Origin of the sequence: Pseudomonas sp. R62, from assembly GCF_000257605.1 — a bacterium.
Lineage (GTDB): Bacteria > Pseudomonadota > Gammaproteobacteria > Pseudomonadales > Pseudomonadaceae > Aquipseudomonas > Aquipseudomonas atacamensis.
Genome location: NZ_AHZM01000856.1, coordinates 1 through 1,497, shown reverse-complemented (window position 1 = coordinate 1,497; position 1,497 = coordinate 1). Strand labels below are relative to the sequence as shown.

Genomic DNA, 1,497 nt, shown 5'->3' with positions numbered 1-1,497 from the left:
CCGGCGCACCCGGCCAACAGGGCCGCCGCCAGCACTACCATCAGCATTCGCATTGCATTTGCTCATCGAGAAAAAAGCGGACTGTAGCACTGCGACGCGGCAAATCGTTCTGCTTTACTGTTTTTATGCGCGACATGCGCAAGCAGGTGCGGCACCCTATGGTCATCAGTCACACAAGGAAATTACATGGCGCCTAGCGACCAGCGACATGAACAGGCTTTGAAACTGTTTCTCGATGCGCGACCCGAACTACGTGAAACCCTCGACCATCTCAACCCGCTGCTGGCTCAGGCCAAGGGCGAAACCCAGGCGCAGTATCGCGAAGAACGCTTGCATGAGGCGTTTGAGGAAGAAGCGGAGAGACAGAGGTTGTTCGCCTGGGAGCTGACGTTGCAGCTGACCGCTGCTTCGCCCGAGGAATATCAGGCGCAACGGCTGGAAGTGCATCGGGAAGTGGCGGAAATGGCGGGGATGGGCTGGATCGAGTATTGCGATCTTTACGGCATCACCCCGTAATCCAGCCGCCGCAAATCTCCCGTGGGAGCGAGCCTGCTCGCGAAGGCGGTGTGACTGCCGAAACTGATCTCGAACGAGATGACGCTTTCGCGAGCAGGCTCCCACCGTGAACCGCGTATTACCAGATTTCGCGGCACGCGCAATAAAGCTTTATCATGGCCGCAGTTTCGCTGATCGAGTCCATCATGAAGTTCGCCATCGCGCTGTTTTCCGCCGCCCATGCGCCCTCCTCGCGCCGTGCCTTGCTGTTTGCCCAGGCCGCGCTGGCCGGCGGCCATGAGATTGTTCGGCTGTTCTTCTATCAGGACGGCGTGTTCAACGCCTCCGATGCGGTGGTGACGCCGCAGGATGAACTGGACTTGCCCAAGCAATGGCGCGCCTTTATCAACGAAAAGCAACTCGACGGCGTGGTCTGCATCGCCGCCGCTTTGCGCCGTGGTGTGTTGAACGAAGAAGAAGCCAAGCGTTACCAGCGTGAAGCGATTTCGCTCAGCGCGCCGTGGGAATTGTCCGGTCTGGGTCAATTGCACGACGCCGTGCAGGACGCTGATCGGCTCATCTGTTTCGGAGGCGCTTGAACATGGCCAAATCGCTGTTGATCATCAGCCGACAATCGCCGTGGTCCGGCCCCGGTGCGCGGGAAGCGCTGGATATCGTGCTCGCCGGTGGCGCCTTCGATCTGCCGATCGGTTTGCTGTTTCTCGATGACGGCGTGCTGCAATTGGCCGCCGGGCAGAACGCCAAGGCCGTGCAGCAGAAAGACCTCAGCGCCAATCTGCAGGCGCTGCCGATGTTTGGTGTCGAAGAGCTGTTCTATTGCGCCGAAAGCGCCAATGCTCGCGGTCTTGGCAACCTGTCGCTGGACGAAGCGCAGCCACTCGCCGCTGATCAAATCACCGCCCTTATTGACCGCTACGATCAGGTGATCACCCTCTGATGTCGACTTTGCATGTGTTGTCTCATTCCCCGTTCGGCGACGAT

The 1,497-nt window shown here is 59.3% G+C and carries 3 protein-coding genes; all 3 read left to right on the top strand.

Going from position 1 to position 1,497, the window contains the following annotated elements:
* Positions 1 to 186: 186 nt before the first annotated feature.
* The 3 genes from OQK_RS00600 (at position 187) to tusC (ending at position 1,453) form a co-directional block, all read left to right on the top strand.
* Positions 187 to 516 (top strand): DUF6388 family protein, encoded by a 330-nt coding sequence (locus OQK_RS00600; protein ID WP_016770659.1) that lies wholly within the window; start codon positions 187 to 189, stop codon positions 514 to 516.
* Positions 517 to 701: 185 nt separating this feature from the next.
* On the top strand, positions 702 to 1,094 hold the full coding sequence (tusD, locus tag OQK_RS00595; RefSeq protein ID WP_038860118.1) for a sulfurtransferase complex subunit TusD: 393 nt from the start codon (positions 702 to 704) through the stop codon (positions 1,092 to 1,094).
* 2 nt (positions 1,095 to 1,096) lie between these two features.
* Positions 1,097 to 1,453 carry a sulfurtransferase complex subunit TusC gene (tusC, locus tag OQK_RS00590; RefSeq protein ID WP_016770657.1) on the top strand — a complete coding sequence of 119 codons (357 nt, stop codon included), beginning with the start codon at positions 1,097 to 1,099 and terminating at the stop codon, positions 1,451 to 1,453.
* Positions 1,454 to 1,497: the final 44 nt, after the last annotated feature.